We start from the raw sequence: 22,745 nt of genomic DNA, 5'->3' as shown, positions 1-22,745 counted from the left end.
GGTTTTTTTATGCCGCCATTGGCTACCCGACCAATGGTGTAGGTGGAAAGGGGGGAGGGCAGGGAACCAGGGAGGGATTTTCTCGTCGAAGGTCACTGCAGGCCACTCGCCTGTATCCCCTGTCCAGGAGTGTCCTCATGTCGTTGCGTTCCCTCGCCCTGTTGTCCTTGTGCGTCGTTCTGACCGCGTGCAGCAAGATCAACCAGGAAAACTATTCCAAGCTCAAGGCCGGCATGAACAAGGCCGAGGTCGAGCAATTGCTCGGCACGCCTGCCGAGTGCTCCGGCGCGCTGGGCATGAGCAGCTGTACCTGGGGGGACGAGAAGAGCTTCATCAGCGTGCAGTACGCGGCTGACAAGGTACTGATGTACTCAGGGCAGGGCCTTAAATGAGGCGTCTGCACCTGCTGCTGGGGTTATGCCTGGTGATGCTGCTGGGCGGTTGCGCCAGCTCTGCGCATGACCCGCTGGCACCGAAGACCGCCGGCAACGTCGACCTCAAGCGTTACCAGGGCAAATGGTATGAGCTGGCGCGCTTGCCAATGCGCTATCAGCAAGGCTGCGAGCAGTCCGAGGCCCACTACAACCTCAAATCAGACGGCTCCTACGGCGTGCTCAACCGCTGCCGTACCCTGGGTGATGAATGGTTGCGCGCAGAAGGGCATGCCAACATCCAGGAGCCTGGGCATACCGACAAGCTGTGGGTCGAGTTCGACAACTGGTTCACCCGCCTGGTACCGGGCGTGGCCAGGGGTGAGTACTGGATTCTCTACGTGGACGAGCGTTACCACACGGCGATCGTCGGCAGCCCGGACCGCAAGTACCTGTGGATCTTGTCGCGCACGCCAAGCCTGCCGGCCTGGCAGCGCGAGAGTTTGCTGTCCAAGGCGCGGCAGCAGGGTTATGACACCAGCCGGCTGATCTGGCGCACGGCTGACCAGCAGATCGTCAAAAGCCATTGACCCCGCACGCGCTTGCATGTGGTGGTGGTGTGTGTAGGAGCGGCCTTGCGTCGCGAAAAGGGGCGCGCAGCGGCCCCATCGATACCAGCGGCGACGCTAAAGCCTGGGGCCGCTGCGCGCCCCTTTTCGCGACGCAAGGCCGCTCCTACACACACACACACACACGGTCAACCCAGCAGTTGGCGCAAGACCTCGACAAACGCCTGTGCGCTTTCCTCTTCCTGGGCATGCCGCCCCTGGCGCACGACCCACTGGCCGTTGACCATCACATCGCGCACCTGGCGGTCGCCGCCTGCGAACAACCAGCGATTGAGAATGGCATCGCCATCTGCCGTGGCGATGTACGGGTCTTGACCATCGAGCACCAGCCAGTCGGCCCGCTTGCCCACCGCCAGTTCACCGATCGCCTGGCCAAGCGCCTGGGCACCGCCGCTCAAGGCTGCGTCATACAGCGTGCGCCCGACCATCGGCTGGTCACCGCGGTACAGCCGGTTGCGCCGCTGATCGCGTAAGCGCTGGCCATACTCAAGCCAGCGCAGTTCTTCCACCACGCTGAGCGACACATGGCTGTCCGAGCCAATGCCCATGCGCCCACCTTGCGCCAGGTAGTCAACCGCCGGGAAGATACCGTCGCCCAGGTTGGCCTCGGTGGTCAGGCACAGCCCTGCCACCGCGCCGCTGCGGGCCATGGCGGCGACTTCATCGGCTTCGGCGTGGGTGGCGTGAACCAGGCACCAGCGCGCGTCCACCTCGACATGCTCGTACAGCCACTGCAACGGGCGCAGGCCACTCCAGGCCAGGCAATCGTCGACTTCCTTCTGTTGTTCGGCAATGTGGATATGCACCGGGCTATTTGGGTTGCCGGCTTCCAGCACGCTGGCGATCTGCCCTGGGGTGACTGCGCGCAGCGAGTGGAAGCACAGGCCCAGTTGCTGTGCCGGTTGCGCGCCCAGCAGTGGCGCGAGTTGTTCCTGCAGGCGCAGGTACTGCTCGGTAGAGTTGATGAAACGCCGTTGCCCTTCGGTGGGCGCCTGGCCGCCGAAGCCTGCGTGGCTGTACAGCACGGGCAGCAAGGTCAGGCCGATGCCGCTGCTGGCTGCCGCGGCGCTGATGCGCCGGGACAGCTCGGCGGGGTCGGCGTAGGCCTTGCCTGCCGAGTCGTGGTGCACATAGTGGAATTCGGCCACCGAGGTGTAGCCGGCCTTGAGCATCTCGATGTACAGCTGGCGGGCGATGACCTGCAACTGCTCTGGGGTGATCTGGCCAACCAGGCGATACATCAGGTCGCGCCAGGTCCAGAAGCTGTCGTTGGGGTTGCCCGCCACTTCCGCCAACCCTGCCATCGCCCGTTGGAAGGCATGCGAGTGCAGGTTGGGCATGCCGGGCAGCAGCGGCCCGGCCAGCCGTTCGGCACCGTCGGCCGAAGCGCCGGGCTCGATGCGCGTCATGTTGCCATCGCTGGCGACCTCGATTCGGACATTGCTGGCCCAGCCATTGGGCAGCAGGGCGCGTTCGGCGAAGTAGGCGGACATCGGTGAAATCCTGTTATTGTTAGCTTGTATATACATATACAGGCGTTTGCCTGCCGGGTAAACTGCGGCAAGCTACCGCTCATTCAATCGCACAAGGATCCAACGCCGTGCCGACACCTCCTGTCTCCGCGCTGGTTGCCCAGATGGGCGAGGTCCCGGCGCCGCTGTACGCGCGGGTCAAACAGATGATCATCCAGCAGATCGACAACGGCAGCTGGCCGCCTCATCACCGGGTCCCTTCAGAGAGCGAGCTGGTCAGCCAACTGGGCTTCAGCCGCATGACCATCAACCGCGCCCTGCGCGAGCTCACGGCCGAAGGGCTGTTGGTGCGCATGCAAGGGGTCGGTACCTTCGTCGCCGAACCCAAGAGCCGTTCGGCGCTGTTCGAAGTCAACAACATCGCCGACGAGATTGCCGGGCGTGGCCACCAGCATAGCTGCCAGGTGGTCATCCTCGCCGAGGAGGCCGCCGGCTCCGAGCGTGCCCTGGCGCTGGACATGCGCGAAGGCCAGCGGGTGTTCCATTCGCTGATCGTGCATTACGAAAATGGCATACCGGTGCAAATCGAGGACCGCTACGTCAATGCGGCGATCGCGCCCGATTACCTCAAGCAGGACTTCACCCGGCAAACGCCTTACGCCTACCTGTCCCAGGTCGCGCCGCTGACCGAGGGTGAGCACGTGGTCGAGGCGATTCTGGCCGAGCCGCACGAGTGCCAGCTGCTGCAGATCGAACGGGGCGAGCCTTGCCTGCTGATTCGCCGCCGCACCTGGTCCGGCCGCCAGCCGGTCACAGCCGCGCGGTTGATCCACCCCGGTTCCCGTCATCGCCTGGAAGGACGATTCAGCAAATGAGCCAATTGCAGGTGTTGCGTGCGCAGGGCTACCCGCGCATGCCATGGAAGAACGGGGGCGGTTTCACCGAGGAAATCACCCGCGACAGCGGCGAAGGCCTCGAAGGGTTCGGCTGGCGCCTGTCGATTGCCGATATCGAAGAGTCTGGCGGTTTCTCGTCGTTCGCCGGTTACCAGCGGATCATCACGGTGCTGCAGGGCGATGGCATGCGTCTGCTGGTCGACGGGCAGGCCAGCCGGCCGCTGTTGCCATACGACGCGTTTGCCTTCGCAGGCGAGAGCCAGGTCAGTTGCAAGCTGCTGGGTGGGGCGATTCGTGATTTCAACCTGATCTACGCGCCACAGCGTTATCGCGCGCGCTTGCAGTGGTTCGATGGCACCACCCGGCTGTTCAGTTCGGCGTCGACGATGTTGTTGTTCGCCGCCAGTAACCAGGTCGAGGCGCAGTTGGCTGGGGGTGAGGTGCAGCGGCTGGGGTTGCATGACTGCTTGCGGCTTGAGGGTAACGACGCGCTGGTGGGGTTGGAGGTTCAGGGGCGGTTTTGCCTGATCGAACTGATTTCACGTTGAGATAGCCGGGGCCGCACAGCGGCCCCAGCTTTTTCTGGTTTCCAACGCAGAGGTCCAATTATTTTGGTTGTCCATGCTTGTACATACAAGTAAAGGTGTGTTTGTATATTGACCACGACACACCTGCCCGCGGACGACCGCAGAGGACCCTTCCCGTGACCGACAACAACAAATACCGTGACGTTGAAATCCGTGCCCCACGTGGCAACAAGCTGACCGCCAAAAGCTGGCTGACTGAAGCGCCGCTGCGCATGCTGATGAACAACCTCGATCCGCAGGTCGCGGAAAACCCCAAGGAGCTGGTGGTCTACGGTGGTATCGGCCGGGCCGCCCGCAACTGGGCCTGCTACGACAAGATCGTCGAGACCCTGACCCGCCTGGAAGACGACGAAACCCTGCTGGTGCAGTCGGGCAAGCCGGTCGGCGTGTTCAAGACCCACAGCAACGCCCCGCGCGTGCTGATCGCCAACTCCAACCTGGTGCCGCACTGGGCCAACTGGGAACACTTCAACGAACTGGATGCCAAGGGCCTGGCCATGTACGGCCAGATGACCGCCGGCAGCTGGATCTACATCGGTAGCCAGGGCATCGTCCAGGGCACCTATGAAACCTTCGTCGAGGCCGGCCGCCAGCACTACGGTGGCAGCCTCAAAGGCAAGTGGGTACTGACCGCAGGCCTGGGCGGCATGGGCGGTGCCCAGCCACTGGCCGCGACCCTGGCCGGTGCCTGCTCGCTGAACATCGAATGCCAGCAGAGCCGCATCGATTTCCGTCTCGAAACCCGCTATGTCGACGAGCAGGCTACCGACCTCGACGACGCCCTGGCGCGCATCGCCAAGTACACCGCCGAAGGCAAGGCCATCTCCATCGCCCTGCACGGCAACGCCGCTGAAGTGCTGCCGGAGCTGGTCAAACGTGGCGTGCGCCCAGACATGGTCACCGACCAGACCAGCGCCCACGACCCGCTCAACGGCTACCTGCCGGCCGGCTGGACCTGGGAGCAGTACCGCGACCGTGCGCAGACCGAACCGGCTGCCGTGGTCAAGGCCGCCAAGCAGTCCATGGCCGTGCACGTGCAAGCCATGCTCGACTTCCAGAAGCAAGGCATCCCGACCTTCGACTACGGCAACAACATTCGCCAGATGGCCAAGGAAGAGGGCGTGGCCAACGCCTTCGACTTCCCTGGCTTCGTGCCGGCCTATATCCGCCCGCTGTTCTGCCGCGGCGTGGGTCCGTTCCGCTGGGCCGCGCTGTCTGGTGAAGCCGACGACATCTACAAGACCGATGCCAAGGTCAAGGAACTGATCCCCGACGACGCCCACCTGCACCGCTGGCTGGACATGGCCCGCGAGCGCATCAGCTTCCAGGGCCTGCCAGCGCGTATCTGCTGGGTCGGCCTGGGCCTTCGCGCCAAACTGGGCCTGGCGTTCAACGAAATGGTACGCAGCGGCGAGCTGTCGGCGCCGATCGTCATCGGCCGCGACCACCTGGACTCCGGTTCGGTATCGAGCCCCAACCGTGAAACCGAAGCCATGCGTGACGGCTCCGACGCTGTCTCCGACTGGCCGCTGCTCAACGCCCTGCTCAACACCGCCAGCGGCGCCACCTGGGTTTCGCTGCACCACGGCGGCGGCGTAGGCATGGGCTTCTCGCAGCACTCGGGCATGGTCATCGTCTGTGACGGCACCGATGAAGCCGCCGAGCGCATCGCCCGCGTGCTGACCAACGACCCGGCCACCGGTGTCATGCGCCACGCCGACGCCGGCTACGACATCGCCGTCGACTGCGCCAAAGAGCAAGGCCTTGACCTGCCAATGATCACGGGCTGATCGCTGCACTTTGAGTGATACTGAACAACAAGAAGGGGCCTGCGGGCCCCGACAGAATGGAGTAGCGAAGTGACCGAACTGACCCTCAAGCCTGGCACCCTGACCCTGGCCCAGCTGCGCGCGATCCATGCCGCACCCGTGCGCCTGCGCCTGGATGCCAGCGCCGACCAGCCGATCAACGACAGCGTTGCCTGCGTCGAACAGATTCTTGCCGAAGACCGTACCGCCTACGGCATCAACACCGGTTTCGGCCTGCTGGCTTCGACCCGCATTGCCAGCCATGACCTGGAAAACCTGCAGCGTTCGTTGGTGCTGTCCCACGCCGCCGGCATCGGCGCGCCGCTGGACGACGACCTGGTGCGGCTGATCATGGTGCTCAAGATCAACAGCCTCAGCCGTGGTTTCTCCGGCATTCGCCGCAAGGTGATCGATGCGCTGATCGCCCTGGTCAACGCCGAAGTCTACCCACACATTCCGCTCAAAGGCTCGGTCGGTGCGTCCGGTGACCTGGCACCGCTGGCGCACATGTCGCTGGTGCTGCTCGGCGAAGGCAAGGCGCGTTATCAGGGCCAGTGGCTGTCGGCCACTGAAGCGCTGGCCGTTGCCGGCCTGGAGCCACTGACCCTGGCCGCCAAAGAGGGCCTGGCCCTGCTCAACGGCACCCAGGCTTCCTCGGCCTACGCCTTGCGCGGGCTGTTCTACGCCGAAGACCTGTACGCCGCCGCCATTGCCTGCGGTGGCCTGACCGTGGAAGCGGCGCTGGGCTCGCGTTCGCCGTTCGATGCACGGGTGCATGCCGTGCGTGGCCAGCGTGGCCAGATCGACACCGCCGCCTGCTTCCGCGACCTGCTGGGCGAGTCCAGCGAAGTGTCGCAGTCGCACAAGAACTGCGACAAGGTCCAGGACCCGTACTCGCTGCGCTGCCAGCCGCAGGTCATGGGCGCCTGCCTGACCCAGTTGCGCCAGGCTGCCGAAGTGTTGGGCGTCGAGGCCAACGCGGTGTCGGACAACCCGCTGGTGTTCGCTGCCGAAGGCGACGTGATCTCAGGCGGCAACTTCCACGCCGAACCGGTGGCCATGGCCGCTGACAACCTGGCCCTGGCCATCGCCGAAATCGGCTCGCTGAGCGAGCGCCGCATCTCGCTGATGATGGACAAGCACATGTCCCAGCTGCCGCCGTTCCTGGTGGAAAACGGTGGGGTCAACTCTGGCTTCATGATTGCCCAGGTGACCGCTGCCGCATTGGCCAGCGAGAACAAGGCCCTGTCGCACCCTCACAGCGTCGACAGCCTGCCCACTTCGGCCAACCAGGAAGACCACGTGTCGATGGCCCCGGCCGCCGGCAAGCGCTTGTGGGAAATGGCCGAGAACACCCGTGGCGTGCTGGCCATCGAATGGCTGGGCGCCTGCCAGGGCCTGGACCTGCGCAAGGGGCTGAAGACCTCGGCCAAGCTGGAGCAGGCACGCCGAGCGCTGCGCAGCGAAGTGCCGCACTACGACCGCGACCGGTTCTTTGCGCCGGATATCGAGAAGGCCGTCGAGCTGCTGGCTAAAGGCAGCCTGAGCGGGCTGCTGCCAGCTGGGGTTCTGCCTAGCCTGTGATGCCTCTGGGGCCGCCTTGCGGCCCATTCGCGGGGCAAGCCCGCGCCCACACAGATCTGAACCTGTGGGGGCGGGCTTGACCCGTGAAAGGGCTGCAACGCGGCCCCCTCGATCTCACGACCACAAAAACAAAATTAGGACGTGACATGCAACAAGCTCAAGGTCTTAAGCGCGGGCTGTCGGCCCGACACATCCGTTTCATGGCGCTCGGCTCCGCTATCGGTACCGGGCTTTTCTACGGTTCTGCCTCGGCCATCCAGATGGCCGGCCCAGCAGTGCTGCTGGCCTACCTGATCGGCGGCGCCGCCGTGTTCATGGTCATGCGCGCCCTTGGCGAGATGGCCGTGCACAACCCGGTCGCCGGCTCCTTCGGGCACTACGCCACCACCTACCTCGGCCCCATGGCCGGCTTCATCCTCGGTTGGACCTACGCCTTCGAGATGGTCATCGTCGCCATCGCCGACGTGACGGCCTTCGGTATCTACATGGGCTTCTGGTTCCCTGAAGTGGCCCGCTGGGTCTGGGTGCTGGGCATCGTCTTCCTGATCGGCGGCCTGAACCTGTGCAACGTCAAGGTGTTCGGCGAGATGGAGTTCTGGCTGTCGCTGCTCAAGGTCGGCGCAATCGTCGCGATGATCCTTGCCGGCCTCGGCATCATGGCCTTCGGCTTCAGCCAGGTCGGCACCGGGCATGCGGTCGGGTTGAGCAACCTGGTCGAGCACGGCGGTTTCATGCCTAATGGTGTCGGTGGCCTGATCGCCTCCTTCGCAGTGGTCATGTTCGCCTTCGGTGGTATCGAAATCATCGGCGTCACTGCCGGTGAGGCCAAGGACCCACAGCGGGTCATTCCCAAGGCCATCAATGCCGTGCCGCTGCGTATCCTGCTGTTCTACGTGCTGACCCTGTTCGTGCTGATGTGCCTGTACCCGTGGCCGCAAATCGGCAGCGAAGGCAGCCCGTTCGTGCAGATCTTCAGCAACCTGGGGATTGGTTCGGCGGCGGCAGTGCTCAACGTCGTGGTGATTTCCGCTGCCATTTCGGCCATCAACAGCGACATTTTCGGCGCGGGCCGCATGATGTACGGCCTGGCCCAGCAAGGCCACGCGCCACGCGGGTTCAGCAAGCTGTCCCGGCACGGTGTGCCTTGGATGACCGTGGTGGTGATGGGCGCGGCGCTGCTGATCGGCGTGGTGCTCAACTACCTGATCCCCGAGAACGTGTTCCTGCTGATTGCCTCGATCGCCACCTTCGCCACCGTGTGGGTGTGGCTGATGATCCTGCTCACCCAGGTGGCCATGCGCCGCAGCATGAGCCGCGAGGAAGCCGCCCAGCTGAAGTTCCCGGTACCGTTCTGGCCCTATGGCCCAGCCATGGCCATCGCGTTCATGGTGTTCATCTTTGGCGTGCTCGGTTACTTCCCGGACACTCAGGCAGCCCTGCTGGTGGGTGTGGTCTGGGTGGTGTTCCTGGTCGCGTCCTACCTGCTGTGGTGCAAGCCGCGGGCAGGGCAGGGCAAAGCGGCCCAGGCGCAGGCCGAGCTGCACCGCTAGTACAGGAGATTGCAAATGAGAACCCTCTGGCAGCACTGCCATGTGGCAACCATGGTCGACGGCCGTTACTCGATCATCGAGGACGCGGCGATCGTTACCTGCGCCGGGCTGATCGAATGGATCGGCCCACGCAGCGCGCTGCGGCCGGTCGAAGCGGAGCGCACGGTGAACCTGGGCAACGCCTGGGTCACCCCCGGGCTGATCGACTGCCACACTCACGCGGTGTTTGGCGGCAACCGCAGCGGCGAGTTCGAGCAGCGCCTGCAGGGCGTGAGCTATGCCGAAATCGCCGCACAAGGCGGCGGCATCGCCAGTACCGTGCGGGCCACCCGTGCGGCCAGCGAGGATGAGCTGTTCGCCAGCGCCCGCCAGCGGGTTCAGGCGTTGATGCGTGATGGCGTGACCACCCTCGAGGTCAAGTCCGGCTATGGCCTGGACCTGGCCAACGAGCGCAAGATGCTGCGCGTGGCACGGCGCCTGGCCGACGAGTTGCCGCTTGCCGTGCGCGCCACCTGCCTGGCCGCCCACGCCCTGCCGCCGGAGTACGCCGGCAGGGCCGACGACTTCATTGCGCACATCTGCGACGAGATGCTGCCTGCCCTGGCCGCAGAAGGGCTGGTGGATGCGGTGGATGCGTTCTGCGAACACCTGGCGTTCTCCCCGGCCCAGGTCGAGCGGGTATTCATCAAGGCGCATGAGCTGGGCCTGCCGGTGAAGCTGCACGCCGAACAGCTGTCGTCGCTGCACGGCTCGAGCCTGGCGGCGCGCTACCAGGCATTGTCGGCCGACCACCTGGAATTCATGACTGAGGAAGACGCCATTGCCATGGCCGCGGCCGGCACGGTCGCCGTGCTGCTGCCGGGCGCCTTCTATTTCCTGCGCGAAACCCAATTGCCGCCGATGGACGCCCTGCGCCGTCACGGTGTGAAGATTGCCCTGGCCAGCGACCTCAACCCGGGCACCTCGCCGGGGTTGTCGCTGCGCCTGATGCTGAACATGGGCTGCACGCTGTTCCGCATGACCCCGGAAGAAGCCCTGGCCGGTGTGACCACCCATGCCGCTACGGCGCTAGGCCTTGGCGACAGCCATGGCACGCTGGAAGCCGGCAAGGTGGCGGACTTTGTCGCCTGGCAGATCGAGCGCCCCGCCGACCTGGCCTACTGGCTGGGTGGCGACCTGCCCAAGCGTGTGGTGCGCAAGGGCCACGAGATATTCAACTGAGCGAGGCGAAATGAACAAGGTACTGAGTTTTCACCAGGGCCGTTTGCCCCTGCTGATCAGCATGCCCCACGCAGGCCTGCAACTGACCCCAGCGGTGCGCGAGGGCCTGGTCGACCAGGCGCGCAGCTTGCCTGACACCGACTGGCACATCCCGCAGCTCTACGATTTTGCCCGTGAACTGGGCGCCAGCGTGGTGGCGGCGGAGTATTCGCGTTTCGTCATCGACCTCAACCGGCCCGACGACGATAAGCCGTTGTACGTCGGGGCAACCACCGGCTTGTATCCGGCCACGCTGTTCGAAGGGCAGCCCTTGTTCAAAGACGGGCAGGTGCCCTCTGCCGAAGAGCGCGCGACCTACCTGGAGCAGATCTGGCGGCCGTATCACGACACGATCAGCCAGGAGCTGGCCCGCCTGCGTGAGCAGTTCGGCTATGCGTTGCTGTGGGACGCCCACTCGATTCGCTCGCTGATCCCGCACCTGTTCGACGGCAAGCTTCCGGATTTCAACCTCGGGACTTTCAACGGCGCCAGCTGCGATCCTGAGCTGGCACAGTTGCTTGCGGGCGTGTGCGCCGAAGCGCCGGCTTACAGCCATGTACTCAACGGGCGTTTCAAGGGCGGCCATATCACCCGCCACTATGGCAACCCTGCCAACCATATCCATGCGGTGCAGTTGGAGCTGGCGCAAAGCACGTACATGGAAGAAAGCGAGCCGTTCGCCTATCGCGAAGACCTGGCGCAACCGACCCAGGCCGTGCTGCGGCGTTTGCTCGAAAGCGTGCTGGCCTGGGGCGTGCAGCGCTACGGGAAATGAGCGCAGGGGGCGGCCTGCACACAGTGGCCGCCCCGGCGAGTGGCTGCCTACTCGGTCGATGAACGGGGCTTGCGATCAGGGTCTGCAAACGATGTGAGTTCGCGAATCAGGCGTAACTCGCGTGTTTGCCTGTTGCGCTCCAATGCCTGGAACTCTTCTGCCAACGAAGAGAGGGGCCTGTCAGGGTATTGGTCCGGTAGTTCGGATACCTGGGTCTGGTATGTGTGCTCGATGTCTGCAAAACGGTCGGCATAGGCTTGGCGCAAGTACTGGACCCAGCGCGGGTTGGCGGCGGCAAAATTCAGGAAATCCTCCGCCAGCTCGCGACGCTGCACTTCCAGCTCGGCATATGCCAACTCATCGATATTGGCATTGATCGCGTAGCGCAAGGTGTCGTTGGGTAGGCCCAGTTCAAGCGGGGCATTCAGTTCACGACGGTAGGTGAGGCGAACCTCCGCTTCATCCCGGTTGGCCGCCTCGCTTTGGGCAACCTCATCCAGGGCCTGCAAGCGATACAGGCGGCGCAGTTCCCGATAAAGGTTACCCTCGGTATCTGCCGCATCGATCTGCAGGCGCTGGTTGGCGATGTACAGTTCGATGTTCTGGAATACCAGCAGCGCGCCGTCGTGGCAGGTCTGGTCGCCATTGTCCTGCACCAGTGCTTCCCTGGCCTGAAGGTTGAACAACGCAAGGTCTTGCGTGTTGACCACTGCACTGCCCAGCACCTTGCGCACACGTTGGCAGAATGACACGCGGGTCTTGCCGTTCTGGTACGGGGCCGCGTTGCGCAGGCGACCGACCAGCGCCAGAAGATGCTCGGCTTCACCTGAACCCTGGAGTGCCTCCCAGCTGTCCCGCAGTGCTTCGTTTTCGAGGTCCGTCGCGAGCAGCCAGTCTTCCACATTGGGTGCATCAGCCATTGGGTCCAGGAAGGGTAAGTGGTGGTGGCCGCCCATCCCGCCCTCTCCCGATAACTCGCTCATGCTGTCGGACAGGTCGATGGCAAAGGTATAGCTGCGCTGGCTGTCGGAAGAGGCACGGGCGCGCATGACGGTTTCGTCCGTCAGCGGGTTACTGAACAACAGAATCGAGCTGATGGGGAAGTCGTTATCCAGGTTGGCCAGGATGTGCTCTGGCAGTTCGGTGAGCTGGTTATCACTCAGGTCCAGCATCTCCAGGGGCAGCATGCCGTCTACCCAGGCCGGCCACTGGTCCAGGGCCATGCTGTTCAGGTCGAGGCGGCGAATCGTTTGCAACGCCTGCGGCGCGTGTGTGATCGTCCCCATGCGGTTGCCCGTGAGGTCCAGTGAATTGAGGTTGGGCAGACCGCCCAGGGTGTCGAGCACCTGCTGGTCGATCAGCAGGCCTGACTGGCGCAGGGCAATGTCGGTCAACCCAGGCAAGCGCAGAAGGGCAGAAGGCAACGTTTGCTCGGCGTGCTGGTAGTCGTCGATCGTCAGGCGCGTCACCCGCGCCAACCGGCTCAGCAATGCATCGAACTGTGCGGTTGAGCCGCTGACGCGATCAAGCGCCAGGTTATGTACCTGCGCGGTGAAAAAGGCAGGCAAGCGTCTCGGGAAATGCTCCAGGTCAACATCGTTCAGGCGCAATGCCGCGCGCGTCAGCCCTATCTCCAGGTTATGCCAGAACTCGTTCAGTGCTGCTGCGATACGGGTCCTGGCCGCCATGACCGCCTGGCTGACAGGGGCGGCCGAACTGGAGGCGTTTACATAGTTGTCGATGGCGTCGCGTAGCTGTTGGCGTTGTGCCAATTGGGCGGCCAGGCGCGCTCTGACGTCTTCAGGCTGGTCCATTTCGAAGCGAGAGGCGCGGCCATCTTCGCTTAGCATCACGCGCCTCACCTCATCCTCGAAGAGCGGATTGCCCTGCATCGAGACCAGCGCGTGCTCGGCAATATTGATGTGGTTATCCCGCAGAAAGTGCGGGAGGATCCTGATGTGGTTGTTGCGCAGGCCAATGTGATGCACCTGGGTCAGGGTATTGAACCCCACCCCCTCTGGCCAATGATCCAGTGCCATGTTGTCCAGGCCCAGGTAGTCCAGTGTCAGCTCGTTGAAGCGCGGGGGGTAATGCTCGGAAAACCGGTTGCCGCTCAGGTCCAGGCGTCGCAGCTGAGTGAGCCCTGCCAGGCTGTCGATGTCAGTCGAGGACAGTGAGATATTCTGGTTGGTCAGGCTGAGCGATTCGAGCGCCGGTAGACGCTGGGCGATCATCGGCAGGCTGAACTGCAGGGCGGAAGGCGTCCCTTCAGGCCGGTAGTTCCGGCTGATCTCCAGCGACCTCAGGTTTGCGAACTGTCGCGTCAGGCTGTGCAGTTGCGGGCCGTGCTGGTTCCAGCCTTCATAGTTTTCGGGTGACGTTTCTATCAGTTGCAGGTCCGTGACGCTGGCGCTGAAAAATTCAGGCAGTTCGAGCGGAAACTGCGCCAAGGACAGGCGTTCAAGGCGAAGCGGCCCGACGGCATCGCTGGCCGTCAGGAATGCGCGGTCATACCAGTGCTGGGTAATGGCGTTCATCAACCGCTCGAAGTCATCCGGGGGCTGATGGGGCATCCGTGCGGCCAGCTGGCGCCAGTCAGCCAGGCGGCTTTGCAGCTGGTTGCGTTGCTCCAGCAGCACGCTGAGCATGTCATCGATCTGGGCGCGGGTCAGGTTTCTGTTTTCCAGCGCTGCCAGGGTCTGTTCGGCGGGGCGAGGAATGGGGGCGTATTGGCCAATCTGGCGTATTGAATTGAGCAATGTTTGCCTCGAGATGCTGGCAACGCGCGGGCGATTGCCACCCAGCGGGTAACCCAAGCGACCATCTGCCAGGCGCATTGGCGAGCGAAAGCCCGGGCGCACGCTCTGCATGCCGAGGACCTTGCGCAATGCCGCGCGGGGTAACAGAGGCGCCTGTTGAACCCTGCGTCTGAGCGCCTGCTCATCCTCAACACCCAGCGCCTCACGTTGCTCGGCAGTCAACACTTCGAACAGCGCTCCGGGCAATGAGCTGTGCACCGAAAGCAGATCGTCGGGCCGGGTACTGTCCATGACCACGTAACCCGCACGTGCGCTGATGATCAACGTGGTCGCGGGTACTTCGCTGGCGCCGATGCTGGCGACCTGGGCGGGCGAGTGCTGACGCTGCTCAACGGTGATGGGGGTCTCGGTTGACCAACCGGGGAGCTGCTCCAGGGTGTGCAAGACCAGTACATCGCTGTCCCAGTTGCGCACGCTCTCCAGGTAGAGCCCTTCGTAGGCGCGGTTCAGCCTGACCTGCTGCGCAAGGCAACGAACCTCTTCGGCGAGCCGGGTGGGGACTTTGCCGTGGGCCAGCTCAGCCCGTTCGGAGGGGCTGGCATGGCGCAACAACTCTTCGGTGAGGGGCGCTGGAAGCTGTGGGTAGCGAGATTGGATCACTTCGGCGCCGGGCACCCGGGGCGTGGGCAGCGCTCGATAGTGCCTCTCGAATTCGCTGTGGAGCACGTTCGGCTCAGCCAATTCAGGGCGTTGCTCAAGTACCTGATAGAGCTTGAAGCGCGACAGGGTGTCTTCCAACTGCGCGGGTAAGCGCTGACTGTCGCACAGCGCCCTGCGCAGCACATCCTCCTGCGTGCCACTTACGCGCAGGATACGCAGTGCAGTCTCATCGTCGAAATGCGCGCCAAGGTGGCCAGCGCGCCTGAACAAGGGCAGTTCTGGCCATTGCTCGGGCCGGTCCGCGGGTAGCAGCCAGGCGCCAGCACCGTTGTGGCGCAGCGGTGGTTCGTAGCTGAGTGCCTTGCTGGGGTGCACAAGGCGGTATTCAGTGCTGCCAGGCGCCTGCGTGACTGAGTAGGTGTTGCCTTCGATTGCCAACCAGGCCTTGCCATCATGGTGATACAGGCCGAACTCATCCGCCTGCAGGCCAGCCGGCAGCACGGTGTCATGGGCGAACGGCCGGGCGTCCGGTAACCACAGACGGCTACCGCCATCGGGCATGACCACAGGCTCGAGCTCCTCGATGAACGAGGGCATGTCCACGGGTATCTTCTCGACGGCCGGGGTGCCATCGGCCGCGCCTGTTGCCACAGCCACTGCGGTGAGTGCGACGTTCTCGACGATGTCCATCAGGTAGTCGAGCGCTAGCTCACGATCGCCGTCGGCCCAGTTCTCGATGCCCTCGAAAACCTCGTAGCTGAGTTGAATCAGTGACAGACCAAGCATCAACTGGCCCAGGCCAGGCACGACGAAGGCACCGAGGTTCAAAGCGCCCAATGCCAGTTGGGCAAAGTAGGCCCTGCGCTTTTCGGTGGTTTTTTGATCTTCCTGGGCCGTTGAAACGGCATGGTACGAGGCATCGTCCATGCGCCGTTGGCGTTTCTGGCTGACCAGTTCGTCGAGCAGCGAGCGGTTGAAGGGCTGCAGCGTCACCGCTACCCATGCTTCGGGGTCACGTACGCGGTTGGTCTGCTCACCCTGGTGCGTCGGGGATGGCTGCACACGGCTCCAATCAACCGGTTGCAGGCAGTCGCGTAGTTTTTCCATGAAGGTGGCGCTGTCGCGGGCAGGTACGCCCTGCTGCAGATGGCGGATCTGCATTGCCCACAGTTGCTCGCGCAAGTGCACTTGAACTTCAAGAACAGTGCTGTGCACTTTCAGCGGCACTGGCGCGCCCGGCAGATAGGTTACCAGGACGTTCTTGTACGGAAGGCGAGTTATGTCGTAGCTCAGAAACAACTCGGGAAAAGGCACCACGCCGATCACCAGCGCGCCGGTCACCGACACGTCGAACAGCTTGAGGAACGCCCACCGCATGGGGCTTTCCAGGTAGTGCACCTCGTCGCCCCGGATGAGCTTCAACAAGGCCTCATACAGTAGCAGGTCGAGCATGTTGCTCAGGTAGGCCCTGTGCAGTTCGAGACGAAAGGCGCATTGCTCAGCCTTGCCAAGCGTCTCGTTTACCGCTGCGCCATCACCCCCGGAGTCCGGCTGGTAGACGGCAGCGAGCAACGCCTGATACTGGCCGCCGATGTCCAGCTCGCGGACTAAGGAGGCAAAAGCCTGCGGGGCTATCTGAACCGGCTTGCCGGTGGGCAGCTGCGCCAGGAACTGATGGCTGTCGAGCACCACGGACTTCAACGTCTGGCCATCGAGACCGCCAGGCTCGGCTTCGGCCGCTTCAAAATTTTGCAGGGCGCAATGCAGCAGGCTCTGGGTGGCCAGCTTGAACGCCCGCTGGGCAGCGGTGAACGGGTCTGCACCCATGCTTGCCTGATAGGCTTCGGCCTTGCCGGCGTTGAACAGGTAGGTCCGGGTGACATCCAGCGCCAGGCCGAAGCGCGCGTCGATGGCCGAGGTCAGCTGTTCCCTGGCGAATGTCTCCAGGTCGGGAAGGGCTTTGAACAGTGCGTTTGCGTCGCTGCTGGCGTGCCTATAGGCCTCATATTCCCTGGCCAGCTTGCGGGCATCAGCCGGTTGCTCCTGGCAAGCCTTGGCAAACCAGGGGGCAGGGGTGTTCAGTGCTGTGCGCATGTGCTGATGGGTGGCAGGCGTGGTACTGACCATCCAGGCTGGGATTTTACCCTCGATCAGGGCCTGAGGATGGGAAGTGTCATCGCTGGCGTCGGGAAGGTGAGTCATTGGCTAGCCTCGCTTGGTAAAGCAGCGAGGCTAGCCAGCGTGGCCTGTGGCATGTGCATAACATGATCTGAGCACAGACACATGCTCTAAGCGCAATTCAGGTTTATGATGCCAAACGGCAGACTTAATCCTCACACGGAGTGCGCAATGCAGACCCTCTACCCGCAGATCAAACCCTACGCCCGGCACGATCTGGCCGTGGAAGCGCCGCATGTGCTGTATGTCGATGAAAGCGGCTCGCCTGAAGGTCTGCCGGTGGTGTTCATCCACGGTGGCCCGGGTGCCGGTTGCGATGCCCAGAGCCGCTGCTACTTCGACCCCAACCTGTACCGTATCATCACCTTCGACCAGCGTGGCTGTGGCCGCTCCACGCCGCACGCGAGCCTGGAGAACAACACCACCTGGCACCTGGTCGAGGACCTGGAGCGTATCCGCAAGCACCTGGGCATCGACAAGTGGGTGCTTTTTGGTGGTTCGTGGGGGTCGACCCTGGCCCTGGCCTACGCCCAGACCCACCCTGAGCGCGTGCATGGCCTGATCCTGCGCGGCATCTTCCTGTGCCGCCCGCAGGAGATCGAGTGGTTCTACCAGGAAGGCGCCAGCCGCCTGTTCCCCGACTACTGGCAGGACTACATTGCACCGATCCCGCCTGAAGAGCGCGGTGACCTGGTCAAGGCCTTCCACAAGCGCCTGACCGGCAACGACCAGATCGCCCAGATGCACGCCGCCAAGGCCTGGTCCACCTGGGAGGGCCGCACCGCTACGCTGCGCCCCAACCCGCTGGTGGTCGACCGCTTCTCCGAGCCGCAGCGCGCGCTGTCGATTGCCCGCATCGAATGCCACTATTTCATGAACAATGCCTTCCTCAAGCCGGACCAACTGATCCGCGACATGCCGAAGATCGCCCACCTGCCGGCGGTGATCGTGCATGGCCGCTACGATGTGATCTGCCCGCTGGACAACGCCTGGGCGCTGCACCAGGCCTGGCCCAACAGCGAGCTGAAGGTCATTCGCGATGCTGGCCACGCGGCCTCTGAGCCGGGCATCACCGATGCCTTGGTGCGCGCTGCCGAGCAGATGGCCCGTCGCCTGCTCGACCTGCCCCTGGAAGAAGCGTGAGGGCGCTGCTACAGCGTGTGCGTGGCGCACGGGTAGAGGTTGCCGGGGAGGTCGTCGGTGCCATCGACCATGGCCTGTTGGTGCTGGTGGCGGTCGAGCCTGAAGATTCCCGCGAATCGGCCGATAAGCTGCTGCACAAGCTGCTTAACTATCGGGTGTTCAGCGATGAGCAGGGCAAGATGAACCTGTCGCTCAAGGATGTCGGCGGCGGTTTGTTGCTGGTGTCCCAGTTCACGCTGGCGGCAGATACCCGCAACGGCATGCGGCCGAGCTTCTCGACGGCGGCGCCACCGGCCCTCGGTGCCGAGCTGTTCGACTATCTTTTAGAGCAGGCGAAGGGCAAGCACGCCGATGTGGCGAGTGGGCAATTTGGCGCAGACATGCAGGTGCAACTGGTCAATGATGGCCCCGTAACATTTATGTTACAAATGTGAGGCTAAAAAACCCCTTGTTTGTCGGAAAACAAGGGGTTTTGTACGATAAATAGTTAGTCCAGCCTGATGCGTTGTCACGCGACCTGCTGGATAATCGCGCGCTGCATGGACCTGCGTTCGCAGGTTCGTTTCACTCTGACTCGAGTATTGTCTGGATCCGTTTGGGGAATCATTGCGCCCTTACGGGGTCCGAACAGTGCTCGCCAACCCGGCATTTGTAGCTGGCCGTTGGTTTCATGATCTGTTTTCGGCGAGGGTTGCTCGTGATTGTTAGTCCCCATAAAGCATCAAGAATCCCCGGCATTCGGCTACGCAAGGCCCTGATGGCCAGCGTGGCACTGGTCGGCCTGATGAGCGCGGGCCAGCTGTGGGCATTCAATCTTGACGATGTTGCAGCCAAGGCAAAGGATCTGGCCGGCCAGAAGTACGAAGCACCGAAGAGCAATCTGCCGGCAGTCTTCCGCGACATGAAGTTCGCCGACTACCAGAAGATTCACTTCCTGCAGGAAAAGGCCGAGTGGGCCAAGGACAAGACCCCCTTCAAGCTGTCCTTCTATCACCAGGGCATGCATTTCGACACCCCGGTGAAAATCAACGAAGTCACCGCCTCCAAGGTCGAGGAAATCAAGTACGACCCGAGCCGTTTCGAGTTCGGTGACGTGCCGCACGACCCGGAAACCACCAAGAACCTGGGCTATGCCGGTTTCCGCGTGCTTTACCCGATCAACAAGGCCGACAAGCAGGACGAGATCATGACCCTGCTTGGCGCCAGCTACTTCCGCGTGGTCGGCAAGGGCCATGTATATGGCCTGTCGGCCCGTGGCCTGGCCATCGACACCGCGCTGCCGTCGGGTGAAGAGTTCCCGCGGTTCACCGAGTTCTGGGTCGAGAAGCCAAAGCCTGCCGACAAGCACCTGGTGATCTATGCCCTGCTGGACTCGCCGCGCTCCACCGGTGCCTACAAACTGACCCTGCGTCCGGGCAGCGACACCGTGGTCGACGTCAAGTCGCGGGTCTACCTGCGTGACCACGTCAGCCGCCTGGGCATCGCACCGCTCACCAGCATGTACCTGTTCGGCCCTAACCAGCCGTCCAAGGTCATGAACTACCGCCCGGCCCTGCACGATTCCGAAGGCCTGTCGATCCATGCCGGTAACGGCGAGTGGCTGTGGCGCCCGCTGAACAACCCGAAACACCTGGCTGTCAGCAACTTCAGCGTCGAGAACCCGCGTGGCTTCGGCCTGATGCAGCGTCATCGCGACTTCAAGGACTATGAAGACCTCGACGACAACTACCAGAAGCGTCCAAGCGCCTGGATCGAGCCCAAGGGCGACTGGGGCAAGGGTACCGTCGACCTGGTTGAAATCCCGACCGCCGACGAGACCAACGACAACATCGTGGCGTTCTGGAGCCCCGAGGCCCTGCCAGAGCCTGGCAAGCCGTTCGAGTACGACTACCGCCTGCACTGGACCATCAACGAGGCCCAGTTCCAGGCCCAGGACGTGGCCTCGGTCACCCAGACCCTGCGCTCCACCGGTGACGTCAAACAGTCCAACCTGATTCGTCAGCCTGACGGCAGCGTGGCGTTCATCGTCGACTTCGCTGGAGCCAACCTGGCCGCCCTGCCGGAAGACACCGCAGTACGCAGCCAGATCAGCGTCGGCGACAATGCCGAGGTGGTCGAGAACAACCTGCGCTATAACCCAGAGAGCAAGGGCTGGCGCCTGACCCTGCGGCTGAAGGTCAAGGAAGCCAACAAATCGACGGAAATGCGCGCTGCGCTGGTTCGCGACGTGCCTGTCGAACCCGCCAAGCCTGCTACCAAGGACGCCAAGCAGGACAAGGCCGCTGCCCAGCACGCCAAGGCCGAGAAAAACGCCAAGGCCGAACAACCTGCCGCCGACGCGGCGTCCACCAACGGGACCCCGGCCACCACCGAACAAGTGCTGACCGAGACCTGGAGCTATCAGTTGCCTGCCGATGAGTAACTCAAGCGCAAGGCCGGAATCGCTTGGCGAATACCTGGCCCACCTCCCACTGAGCGATGAGCAGCGTGCGGAACTCGCCAGCTGCTCCTCGTTCGGTGAGCTGCACCAACGCCTGGCGGCCAACCCGGCCGCCAACGCCGCCGAGGCCGTGCAGGCTTCGGTGGGCCCGCGGCTGACCGTGGGCAGCGCCGCCGAGCTTGAAGAAGCCGAAATGCTCGGCGTCGACGGCAGCGGCCGGCTGTGCCTGAAAATCGCACCGCCGATCAAGCGCACCCGTGTGGTGCCCGAGCCATGGCGCACCAACGTGCTGATCCGCATGTGGCGGCGCATGACCGGGCGCACCAACGCGCCGCAGCCAGAGCAGCGCGAGCTGCCCAAGGCCCGTTGGCGCACGGTTGGTTCGATCCGCCGCTATATCCTGCTGACCCTGATGATCGGCCAGACCATCGTCGCCGGCTGGTACATGAAGGGCATCCTGCCGTATCAGGGCTGGTCGTTCGTCGACCTCGACGAGATCGTCAACCAGTCGCTGTGGGAAACCGTCGTGCAGGTGTGGCCGTATGCCCTGCAGACCTCCATCCTGATTCTCTTCGGCATCCTGTTCTGTTGGGTGTCGGCGGGCTTCTGGACGGCGCTGATGGGTTTCCTTGAGCTGCTCACCGGGCGCGACAAGTACCGCATTTCCGGCAGCAGTGCCGGCAGTGAGCCGATCGCGCCCGAGGCCCGTACCGCGCTGGTCATGCCCATCTGCAACGAAGATGTGCCGCGGGTGTTCGCAGGCCTGAGGGCAACGTTCGAATCGGTAGCCGCCAGCGGCAACCTCGACCGTTTCGACTTCTTCGTGCTCAGCGACACCAACGACACCGACATTGCCGTCGCCGAGCAACAGGCCTGGCTGGACGTGTGCCGCGAAACCAAGGGCTTCGGCCGCATCTTCTACCGCCGCCGTCGGCGTCGGGTGAAGCGCAAGAGCGGCAACCTCGACGACTTCTGCCGTCGCTGGGGCGGCGAGTACAAGTACATGGTCGTGCTCGACGCTGACAGCGTCATGAGCGGCGAGTGCCTGAGCAGCCTGGTGCGCCTGATGGAGGCCAACCCGGACGCCGGCATCATCCAGACCGCGCCCAAGGCGTCGGGCATGGACACCCTGTATGCGCGCATGCAGCAGTTCGCCACCCGTGTGTACGGCCCGCTGTTCACCGCCGGCCTGCACTTCTGGCAGCTGGGCGAGTCGCACTACTGGGGCCACAACGCGATCATCCGCATGAAGCCGTTCATCGAGCACTGCGCCCTGGCGCCGTTGCCGGGCAAGGGCGCCTTCGCCGGTGCCATCCTCTCCCACGACTTCGTCGAAGCCGCGCTGATGCGCCGTGCCGGCTGGGGCGTGTGGATCGCCTATGACCTGCCGGGTAGTTACGAAGAGTTGCCGCCGAACCTGCTCGACGAGCTCAAGCGTGACCGCCGCTGGTGCCACGGCAACCTGATGAACTTCCGCCTGTTCCTGGTCAAGGGCATGCACCCGGTGCACCGTGCGGTGTTCCTCACCGGCGTGATGTCGTACCTGTCGGCGCCGTTGTGGTTCTTCTTCCTGGTGCTGTCGACCGCGCTGCTGGCGACCAACACGCTGATGGAGCCGCAATACTTCATCGAACCGTACCAGCTTTACCCGCTGTGGCCTCAGTGGCACCCGGAAAAAGCCGTTGCGCTGTTCTCCACCACCATCGTGCTGCTGTTCCTGCCCAAGCTGCTGAGCATCATCCTGATCTGGGCCAAGGGCGCCACCGAGTTTGGCGGGCGTGTCAAAGTCACCCTGTCGATGCTGATGGAGATGCTGTTCTCCATGCTGCTGGCGCCGGTCCGGATGATCTTCCACACCCGCTTCGTGCTGGCCGCGTTCCTCGGCTGGGCCGCGACCTGGAACTCGCCGCAGCGTGACGACGACTCCACGCCGTGGAGCGAGGCCGTTCGCCGCCATGGCCCGCAGACCCTGCTGGGCTTTGCCTGGGCAGCGCTGGTGGCCTGGCTGAACCCGAGCTTCCTGTGGTGGTTGGCGCCGATCGTGGGTTCGCTGGTGCTGTCGATCCCGGTGTCGGTGATCTCCAGCCGTACCCGCCTGGGCCTGGCGGCCAAGGACGAGAAGCTGTTCCTGATCCCTGAGGAATACGCAACGCCGCAGGAGCTGCTGGCAACTGACCAGTACACCCACGAGAACCGTTGGCATGCCCTGCACGACGGTTTTGTGCGGGCAGTGGTCGACCCGCGGCAGAATGCCCTGGCCTGCGCCATGGCGACGGCTCGCCACGGCCAGGCTGCTGCGATCGAAGCGCTGCGTGCCGAGCGTGTGGCCAAGGCGCTGGACGTTGGGCCGCAAGGGCTGGACCTGAATACCCGCCTGGCCTTGCTGAGCGACCCGGTCGCCTTGGCGCGCCTGCATGATCGGGTCTGGGCCGAGCACAACGCTGCCTGGATCGATGTGTGGCGTGCTTCGATCAACAACGACCCGCATTCGCCGTTGTTGCCGTTGCATCCTGAGAATGAAGGCCAGCCGGCACTCGTCGGCGCCTGATCCATAGCATTCGCGGGGCAAGCCCGCTCCCACTGCGACTTCACAGTGCTTCAATGCTGTGCTGTCCCTGTGGGAGCGGGCTTGC

The 22,745-nt window shown here is 63.7% G+C and carries 15 protein-coding genes; 13 read left to right on the top strand and 2 right to left on the bottom strand.

The genetic code is table 11. The annotated features are described in order from the left end of the window. The first annotated feature begins 137 nt into the window (after positions 1–137). Both bamE and LOY26_RS24915 read left to right on the top strand, forming a co-directional pair. Entirely contained in the window at positions 138–392 is a 255-nt protein-coding gene (gene bamE / locus LOY26_RS24920; protein ID WP_008094623.1) for an outer membrane protein assembly factor BamE, read from the top strand. Further along, complete coding sequence (locus LOY26_RS24915; RefSeq protein ID WP_033701956.1) at positions 389–961, top strand: lipocalin family protein; 573 nt, start codon at positions 389–391, stop codon at positions 959–961. Before bamE ends, LOY26_RS24915 begins: the two co-directional genes overlap by 4 nt. A 167-nt stretch (positions 962–1,128) precedes the next feature. Here the strand turns inward: LOY26_RS24915 and LOY26_RS24910 are convergent, their stop codons facing one another. Next, positions 1,129–2,493, bottom strand: a complete 1,365-nt coding sequence (locus LOY26_RS24910) for a formimidoylglutamate deiminase (RefSeq protein ID WP_186663485.1) — start codon at positions 2,491–2,493, stop codon at positions 1,129–1,131. A gap of 143 nt (positions 2,494–2,636) precedes the next feature. On the opposite strand from LOY26_RS24910, the gene hutC reads away from it, so the two are divergent. From hutC to hutG, 7 genes are all read left to right on the top strand, one after another. Next, positions 2,637–3,347 (top strand): histidine utilization repressor, encoded by a 711-nt coding sequence (hutC, locus tag LOY26_RS24905; RefSeq protein WP_258714930.1) that lies wholly within the window; start codon positions 2,637–2,639, stop codon positions 3,345–3,347. Further along, on the top strand, positions 3,344–3,916 hold the full coding sequence (locus LOY26_RS24900) for a HutD family protein (protein ID WP_258714210.1): 573 nt from the start codon (positions 3,344–3,346) through the stop codon (positions 3,914–3,916). The genes hutC and LOY26_RS24900 overlap by 4 nt, the downstream gene beginning before the upstream one ends. 155 nt (positions 3,917–4,071) lie before the next feature. Continuing rightward, positions 4,072–5,745 (top strand): urocanate hydratase, encoded by a 1,674-nt coding sequence (hutU, locus tag LOY26_RS24895; RefSeq protein ID WP_033701952.1) that lies wholly within the window; start codon positions 4,072–4,074, stop codon positions 5,743–5,745. A 69-nt stretch (positions 5,746–5,814) separates the two neighbouring features. Next, positions 5,815–7,347 carry a histidine ammonia-lyase gene (gene hutH / locus LOY26_RS24890; protein WP_033701951.1) on the top strand — a complete coding sequence of 511 codons (1,533 nt, stop codon included), beginning with the start codon at positions 5,815–5,817 and terminating at the stop codon, positions 7,345–7,347. A 146-nt stretch (positions 7,348–7,493) separates the two neighbouring features. Continuing rightward, entirely contained in the window at positions 7,494–8,897 is a 1,404-nt protein-coding gene (locus LOY26_RS24885) for an amino acid permease (protein WP_186652890.1), read from the top strand. Positions 8,898–8,912: 15 nt separating this feature from the next. Next, positions 8,913–10,118, top strand: a complete 1,206-nt coding sequence (hutI, locus tag LOY26_RS24880) for an imidazolonepropionase (RefSeq protein ID WP_186652888.1) — start codon at positions 8,913–8,915, stop codon at positions 10,116–10,118. A 10-nt stretch (positions 10,119–10,128) separates the two neighbouring features. Further along, positions 10,129–10,932, top strand: coding sequence for an N-formylglutamate deformylase (hutG, locus tag LOY26_RS24875; protein ID WP_033701947.1), 804 nt, complete (start codon positions 10,129–10,131; stop codon positions 10,930–10,932). A 47-nt stretch (positions 10,933–10,979) separates the two neighbouring features. Here hutG and LOY26_RS24870 read toward each other — a convergent pair whose 3' ends face one another. Further along, positions 10,980–16,553 carry a dermonecrotic toxin domain-containing protein gene (locus tag LOY26_RS24870; RefSeq protein WP_258714209.1) on the bottom strand — a complete coding sequence of 1,858 codons (5,574 nt, stop codon included), beginning with the start codon at positions 16,551–16,553 and terminating at the stop codon, positions 10,980–10,982. Between the two features lie 147 nt (positions 16,554–16,700). Between LOY26_RS24870 and pip the strand changes: the two genes are divergently transcribed. The 4 genes from pip (at position 16,701) to mdoH (ending at position 22,660) form a co-directional block, all read left to right on the top strand. Continuing rightward, complete coding sequence (gene pip, locus LOY26_RS24865; protein WP_033701946.1) at positions 16,701–17,672, top strand: prolyl aminopeptidase; 972 nt, start codon at positions 16,701–16,703, stop codon at positions 17,670–17,672. Beyond that, positions 17,669–18,106: a D-aminoacyl-tRNA deacylase gene (gene dtd, locus LOY26_RS24860; protein ID WP_186652886.1), complete on the top strand. Its 438-nt coding sequence runs from the start codon at positions 17,669–17,671 to the stop codon at positions 18,104–18,106. The genes pip and dtd overlap by 4 nt, the downstream gene beginning before the upstream one ends. Before the next feature lie 263 nt (positions 18,107–18,369). Continuing rightward, complete coding sequence (locus tag LOY26_RS24855; RefSeq protein ID WP_309475604.1) at positions 18,370–20,094, top strand: glucan biosynthesis protein G; 1,725 nt, start codon at positions 18,370–18,372, stop codon at positions 20,092–20,094. Further along, entirely contained in the window at positions 20,087–22,660 is a 2,574-nt protein-coding gene (gene mdoH, locus LOY26_RS24850) for a glucans biosynthesis glucosyltransferase MdoH (protein WP_186663487.1), read from the top strand. Before LOY26_RS24855 ends, mdoH begins: the two co-directional genes overlap by 8 nt. The last annotated feature ends 85 nt before the right edge of the window (positions 22,661–22,745 follow it).

Source organism: Pseudomonas sp. B21-047, from assembly GCF_024748775.1.
GTDB classification, from domain to species: domain Bacteria; phylum Pseudomonadota; class Gammaproteobacteria; order Pseudomonadales; family Pseudomonadaceae; genus Aquipseudomonas; species Aquipseudomonas capeferrum.
This window is presented reverse-complemented; position numbering and strand designations above follow the sequence as displayed.

Bases quoted from the DNA above. Each gene is read 5' to 3' on its own strand.
- bamE (WP_008094623.1), top strand. From the start codon at position 138: ATGTCGTTGCGTTCCCTCGCCCTGTTGTCCTTGTGCGTCGTTCTGACC.
- LOY26_RS24915 (WP_033701956.1), top strand. From the start codon at position 389: ATGAGGCGTCTGCACCTGCTGCTGGGGTTATGCCTGGTGATGCTGCTG.
- LOY26_RS24910 (WP_186663485.1), bottom strand. From the start codon at position 2,493: ATGTCCGCCTACTTCGCCGAACGCGCCCTGCTGCCCAATGGCTGGGCC.
- hutC (WP_258714930.1), top strand. From the start codon at position 2,637: ATGGGCGAGGTCCCGGCGCCGCTGTACGCGCGGGTCAAACAGATGATC.
- LOY26_RS24900 (WP_258714210.1), top strand. From the start codon at position 3,344: ATGAGCCAATTGCAGGTGTTGCGTGCGCAGGGCTACCCGCGCATGCCA.
- LOY26_RS24885 (WP_186652890.1), top strand. From the start codon at position 7,494: ATGCAACAAGCTCAAGGTCTTAAGCGCGGGCTGTCGGCCCGACACATC.
- hutI (WP_186652888.1), top strand. From the start codon at position 8,913: ATGAGAACCCTCTGGCAGCACTGCCATGTGGCAACCATGGTCGACGGC.
- hutG (WP_033701947.1), top strand. From the start codon at position 10,129: ATGAACAAGGTACTGAGTTTTCACCAGGGCCGTTTGCCCCTGCTGATC.
- LOY26_RS24870 (WP_258714209.1), bottom strand. From the start codon at position 16,553: ATGACTCACCTTCCCGACGCCAGCGATGACACTTCCCATCCTCAGGCC.
- pip (WP_033701946.1), top strand. From the start codon at position 16,701: ATGCAGACCCTCTACCCGCAGATCAAACCCTACGCCCGGCACGATCTG.
- mdoH (WP_186663487.1), top strand. From the start codon at position 20,087: ATGAGTAACTCAAGCGCAAGGCCGGAATCGCTTGGCGAATACCTGGCC.